Annotated in this window: 3 protein-coding genes; 1 reads left to right on the plus strand and 2 read right to left on the minus strand. The window is 46.6% G+C overall.

Annotated elements, in window-relative coordinates; genetic code table 11:
* Window positions 1-134 precede the first annotated feature (134 nt).
* A complete protein-coding gene (locus AACT21_RS04405; RefSeq protein WP_176430248.1) occupies window positions 135-3,872 on the plus strand; it encodes a M66 family metalloprotease in 3,738 nt (1,245 codons plus the stop codon).
* A 104-nt stretch (window positions 3,873-3,976) separates the two neighbouring features.
* Here the strand turns inward: AACT21_RS04405 and AACT21_RS04410 are convergent, their stop codons facing one another.
* Entirely contained in the window at window positions 3,977-5,338 is a 1,362-nt protein-coding gene (locus tag AACT21_RS04410) for an L-serine ammonia-lyase (protein WP_013856773.1), read from the minus strand.
* 101 nt (window positions 5,339-5,439) lie between these two features.
* Window positions 5,440-6,693 (minus strand): aromatic amino acid transport family protein, encoded by a 1,254-nt coding sequence (locus tag AACT21_RS04415; RefSeq protein ID WP_017047579.1) that lies wholly within the window; start codon window positions 6,691-6,693, stop codon window positions 5,440-5,442.
* Between the last annotated feature and the right edge of the window lie 340 nt (window positions 6,694-7,033).

Raw genomic sequence — 7,033 nt, forward strand, 5'->3', positions numbered from 1 at the left:
AGGTAACTAATAATGAATCGGTAACCCAGTTGTCTATATCCGGAATCGATTGTTGCTTAACCAGCGCAGATTTCGTGGGTTGCTGCTGCTGAAATTCAGGCACGTCACTATAAACTAAAATGAGCAATCCAATGATGAATAAGAAACCATTAACGCTTCTGGTAGCAGGGCTACTGGGAAGCGCACCCGTTTGGGCGCAAAATGAGCTCACCTTGATCCAGATCGGGGAAAAAATCGTCGAGCGGTTAGAATCGATTAAAGCGACCGCCGAACGTGGAGAAGGGGTGTTTGAACGCAACGGTGAGCGTTGGATCCACTATAAAGGCTTCGATTATCGGCTTAGTTACAAAAATGATCTGCAATTCCCCTTTATACCTTATCAAAGTGGCGATGATACGCCTTATCGCAATGTGATCGATTTTGTCGATCAGAGTTGGGAATTCATGGTGTACGACGGCGGTTTTTATCTGATGAGCCGCGAATTTGGTGTTTACGAATCGGACGAGCAAGGCTGCTTTGTCGAATACATTCCTGCGGCACACGGGTCTAAGCGCGCCGATGGTAGCTATATTTGGCAACGTGATGTCATCTATCGTACCGAAACCTCTGATTGTGGTGCGTTAGTGAAGCCAGAGATTACCTCGTTAACCGTCTCGAGCCTGTCTGATGTCGGTGTGTCATTTGACTGGCTTGGGCAAAATGAAGCCGATAAGACTCAGCTCACCTTAACCAATTTGAGTGATGCGAAGGATGTTCGCCGCTATGATTCGGTTTCTGCGGGCTTTTTTATCGGTGACCTTAAGCCAGGCACATCATATGAGATGGTGTTGAACTCGTGTAATCCAGTGGATTGTGCTGAGCCCAAGGTAGTGCGCTTTACTACTCAAGATGCTCGAGTCGGTTTTGCCGATGAAATCCCAACCCCGAACCATTTGCAAGGCAGTTTAGAGGGTGGGTTGGGCATTACTCAAACCCATACATCAGTCGCGCCGAATAGCAATGAGTTAACTGGTCAAGGTCATCTCGATGCGATCATGAACCGTGAAGCGATGCTGCTGTTTACCCCGCAACAAGGGGAAGAGATTAACCAAGTCCGCGCCGAAGTGTTCCTCGATGGCGAATTAGTGCACACCACCTTGATGCTGCCGCCCAGTGCTCTGGCCGCATCGGATCAGCCAGAGAATGGCCGTATGAAGGTGGTGTTCTCTCATCACGCTTGGTCACTGCCGCTGCAATGGAACTGGATGAAGCCGGAGCTCTCACTGCGCTTGACCGACAACTTAGGCCGTGAAGGTGTGCTCAGCCAAGGAGACATCCAGTTTGGTGGTGCGCCTGAGTTGGTGATTCAAAATATCGACATGGGCATGCTGACTCAACCGCGTAACCACAATACGATGATTCAAAATCTTCCAACTTTGGCCGCGGATTATTTCCAAAAAATACCCGCGTCTAAATTGGTGATGGCTGACTACACTCCTGCCTATTTTCCTGTTGTCACTATGCCAAATGGTGTGGTGTACACCGATAAGAGTGCGAGTACGGGTGGTTGGCACAGCGGCGATATGCGTGAAGCGATCGGTAAAGCGTTGGTCTCTACAGGTGTTAACAACGCCAACGTCGGCATTGTGAGTAGTGCGGGTTATTCGCAGCAATACAATCGACGTTTTAACCACATCACTGCCCATACCAATGTGGGCATCTACACCAAAAAAGACACTGATTTGCCGCAAGTCGTCGTGCATGGCGGCAGTGGCGGCGGCGGCATCGTGACACTGGAAGCGACGACAGGTAACGAGTGGTCTCATGAGCTTGGGCATAACTATGGCTTAGGTCATTGGCCGTACATGGCCTCAATTCACGATCTGGAGTCCGGCTGGGGGTGGGATGCGTTCCACCAACGCTTTATTGGTAACTTACACTGGAAAGGCGATGTTTATACCCAACAGCAAGGTGACGATATTGTACCGCCGTTTAAAGATGCTTTCCGTTTCCTGCGTGATGCGCAAAATGGCGGTGAACAAGAGTACGTTGGCACCATCAGCCGCTTTACCTTGGAGCATCCGGCTCAGTCGCGCAAAGCACAGCGTTGGATGAACAACGGTTTTAACCTTGATAGCAACAGCCCAAGCGGTTATGTGCAGTGGGATCAGAGTACTCAACGTTATGAAGCGGTAGAAACCGATACACCGAAACCGCAGCAAGTGGGCGTACCCGTAGTTACTTTATTGGGGATTTATGATCCGCAGAATGAGAACCCTAGCCAAATCTATCCTCTGATTTACTCGAATTATGGCAACGTGTTTGAGCTGCCACAGCCAGAGCAAGGGGATTATCAGTTGGAAGGTTGGCAAGCGGTGGCGAACCTGACTCAGGCACAGCTCGATAGCGATATTTGGCAAACATTACGCATAGATGGTGAGCAGCAACGTTTGTGTAAGTTTACTTTCCAAGCGGCCAATGGCGATAGATCGCAGTTTGTCGGTGGGGTTGAACTCAGTACCGACCGTTGTTCTGTTGGACGCGATGTGACATGGAACATCAACGTGAACATGACCTCTGCGCAAGGCGAGTATGAACTGCTTTCCAAGTATGGTCGCGGAACGGTGACTTACACACCGACGGCCGATGTCGGTGAAGTGAGCCTATGTACACTCAATAAGTCTGGAAATGATCACGATGGAGCTGGATTTGTCGTTGGTAATCACTGTGAACAGGTTGCAGGTGTGATGCATAAAAATGGCCAAACGTGGCGCTATGCCATTCGTGGCGATGAAGTGTTGCGTCCTACTTACCAGGTTCAGGGCCAGTGTCAGTTAGATGTTGAATTTGCAGATGGGATCCACGAACAAGTTCGATTAAGTGCCTCTCGCCACGCTGGCAATGAAAGTAACAAGTTCCACGTTAACTTATCGATGGAGAATGGAGTACCAACTCAAGTGAGTTTGCATTGTTCGGATCGCGGTGGTGAAACAGAACTGACTCGAATGACGCCAGATCAGAACCCGCCGCTGGATAAGCTCAAAGGCCCAATCATCATTGGCCAAGAGTACGGTTACAGCCAAGTGGTCGATATGACACCAACCTTCGCACAGAATGAAACTCTGCTGAACACGGATTTTGCAACGATCGCTGAGTTTGATGCTTTTGTGGCCGAACACTATGGGCGTGGCGCTCTAAACAATGGCGTGACGAAAGCGGAGCGCCGAGCAGGGGCATTGTATGTCTACCCGAACCCAGAAACGGGCATGCATGATTACTTTGTAATGCGTATGGTAGATGCTGGCGCATTCCCGGCCGATCAAACCAGTAATCAAGGTTGGAAACACCTAGGTTCGGCAGATCGCTATGTGAACTTTGCTTTCAACCCAATCAAGCTCAATAGAGCGGCTGGTGTGAGCATTGAAGCGCGTGTACAAAGCTACTTTGGTGTATCTCGCTTATTGACATGGGATGAGCGTACCTCAACCACTTGGGATAAGGCGCAAAATGCGGTGTTTGTTGGGCAAATCGATGGTGAAAACCATTACTTTATCCAAAAACGCCCAGGAGAGGGGGAAGCTTTCCCGGTGCTCGGAGAGTCAAACCTAGATTGGGTTTACCTTGGCAGCGACAGCACCATTCAAGCTTACCTTGCGGAATTAAATCGTGATTTAGCAAGCTTTGAACGTTCGTTACTGGAGTGGTATCAACAAGATGCGATGGGCGTGTGGGGCAGTGATGGCCAGCGTGGTCAAGTGAACGATATTTATCAATACGCTTTCCGTGGCGGCTATCATTACTACCGCTTGAAAGTGACTAAGTACGGTTATTTCCCTTACCCAACCGATCCCAATCCAACCAACAGTAGCTGGGAATATCTCGGTCAGTTTTAAGTTCCTCACTGGATCGTGAGGTAAAGTCGTAAAATGCGCCACTCGCGGTTAAGCGAGTGGCGTTAAGTTTTAATGAACGAGGTTTTTAAATAGATAGGTGCTCGTTAGCAAACGACTTTAATCGCTAAACCACCTTGGGACGTTTCACGATATTTGGCGTTCATATCTTTACCTGTCTCAAGCATGGTTTCGATCACTTTATCAAGCGAAACACGAGGCGCCGATGAGCGGCGTAGCGCCATACGCGTTGCGTTGATCGCTTTCACGGCAGCAATACCATTGCGCTCGATACAAGGCACTTGTACTTGTCCCGCGACAGGGTCACAGGTTAAGCCCAAGTTATGTTCCATCGCAATTTCAGCGGCCATGCAAACTTGTTCAGGGCTTCCACCCATCAGTTCTGCAAGGCCCGCGGCTGCCATCGAACATGCAACACCTACTTCACCTTGACAACCCACTTCCGCACCAGAAATAGAAGCGTTACGTTTGTAAAGCCCACCGATAGCTCCAGAGGCGGCAAAGTAACGGATATAGTCTTTTTCAGTAACGGTCTGAATGAATTTATCGTAATAGGCTAACACTGCAGGAATAATACCGCATGCGCCATTAGTAGGTGCCGTCACCACACGCCCACCCGCGGCATTTTCTTCGTTCACTGCAAAAGCGTACATGTTTACCCAGTCAACAACCGCCATTGGATCATTAGTGGTTTTTTCTGAGGTCATTAACTGTTGACGAAGTGCTGCTGCTCGGCGTGGAACACGAAGAGGCCCTGGTAAGATACCTTCAGTATTCATACCGCGGTCCATACATTCGCGCATGGTTTTCCAAATATTGGCAAAGTAAGTACGAACTTCTTCATCAGAATGCAGTGCTTTTTCGTTAGCCATAACCAGCGTACTGATGGAAAGACCACTCTCTTTGCATTGGTTCATCATCTCGTCAGCACTAGTGAAGACATAAGGAACTTTAATAGGGTTCTCTTTTTCTTTACCAAAGTTTTCTTCATCAACGATAAAACCACCGCCGATAGAGTAGTAGGTTTTTGAGTAAACGACTTCATCATCGATCCACGCATGGATCTGCATGCCGTTTTCGTGCAAGGACAAATTCGTTTTGTGGAAATTCATTCCACCTTCTTTAGGAAACGATACGGTATGACAGTGCATACCAACGGGAAGACGCTCGGTTTCTTCAACGCGTGCGATAAAGCCTGGAATAGCATCGATATCAACTTTCTCAGGGGTATTACCAGCAAGACCCATGATGATAGCGATATCTGTGTGGTGACCTTTCCCTGTCAGTGATAATGAACCATAAACGTCCACGGTGATTTTAGTGATGTCGCGCAATTTTCCCATTGAACGTAAATCATCAATAAACTCTTTACCCGCTTTCATTGGTCCCACTGTGTGTGAGCTTGAAGGACCAACACCGATTTTATAGATATCAAATACACTAATCATATCGATTACCTCAAAAGTAAGCCCCCCTAGCTAAGAGGGAGGCTCATTATTATAGTTATGTTCTGTATGCAGTATTCATGACGGTTGATATAACCACCAGATTAAAGAGCGCCGTAGATTACAGAAGTAATAGCAGCAAGACCACAGATAGTTGTGAAAATCTGTACTGGTGCTGAAGTCTTGAACTTCGCCATTGCAGGGATCTTGTGCATTGCAAATACAGGCAGCAGGAACAAGATGCCAGCAATCATCGGTGCGCCCATGGTTTCAATCATGCCTAGGATGCTTGGGTTTACAATCGTTACGATCCAAGTTGTCAACACGATGAAGATCAGTGACATTTTTTCAATCTTGCTTACTGAGCTATTTGAGCGAGATTTAATCAAACCAACTAGGCCTTCATGTGCCCCTAAAAAGTGACCAAAGTAGCTAGAGGTAATCGCTGCAAAGGCAACAAGAGGACCCATGTAAGAGATGATTGGTGATTCATGGATGTTTGCTAGGTAAGAAAGCACAGAAATGTTTTGCTCTTTTGCTAACGCGAGTTGCTCTGGCGACAGAGACAGCACAACAGAGAACACGAAGAACATCACAAAACCCATCAGCATCATGGCCGAGCCACCAGTGATCATATCGGTTTTCTTAACCGCGTTGTCACCATGTTGTAGGCGTTGCTCTTTAGAGAACTGGCTAATTATTGGGCTGTGGTTGAATGAAAACACGATGATAGGAATTGCAAGCCAAACGATGGTTGGCATCGCAGACCAATCAGGTGCGACTTCAATCATAGAGGTGTTCCACTCTGGAATAAGGTAGAAAGAAAGTGCTAATAAAATGAAAACCAATGGATACACCATGGCAGACGTTGCTTTTAGCATCAGCTCTTTACCAAATACTACGCCAGCCGTCATTGCCACAATCAGCGCACCAGAAAGTAACCAACGAGGAATCGATTCCATGCCAACTTGGTTAACAAGGAAGGAATCAACGGTGTTTGTGATACCAACGCCGTAGATAAGAACGATAGGGTAGATGGCGAAAAAGTATGCGAACGTAATAAGGTTTGCGCCAGTTTTACCAAAATGCTCTTCTACTGTGTCAGTAATATCAGAATCAACATTTTTTGAAGAAAGAACAAAGCGAGCTAAGCCTTTATGTGCGAACCAAGTCATTGGCGCGGCAATTAGGGCTAACATTACTAATGGCCAAAAACCACCCGCACCAGCTTTAATTGGAAGGAAAAGTACACCGGCACCAACGGCTGTACCAAAAAGTGAAAGACACCAAGTGAAATCTTTATAAGTCCACTTGCTAGAGGATTGTACGGCAGATGCCGACGAAGTTGTTGTGTTCATATTGTATTACTCATTTTTGGGAACAGGAAATAAGTCGAGCGCATTTTGCATAATTTTCTCATTCGAAAACTAGATCTAAATCATGTAACGTTCTGGCTTATTGAATGATATGTCAAAAACCCATTTTTGATCACGAAAATGGCGTGCTACATGTGAGTAATGTTAATGATTTGGATTAGTAAAAGTTATCAATATAATGTTTCGATTAACATTTATTCATGCCAAACGTTTGCTTTTGGGTGGGATAAGGAAAAATAATCATCCGTGTTATTTAAACTTATGTTTGGATAGTTTGAATATTAATGAGGTTGAATAACTTGTTTTTGCAAAACATGGATGA

This window comes from Vibrio sp. V08_P9A1T1 (assembly GCF_963874405.1).
Taxonomy (GTDB): Bacteria; Pseudomonadota; Gammaproteobacteria; order Enterobacterales; family Vibrionaceae; genus Vibrio; species Vibrio anguillarum.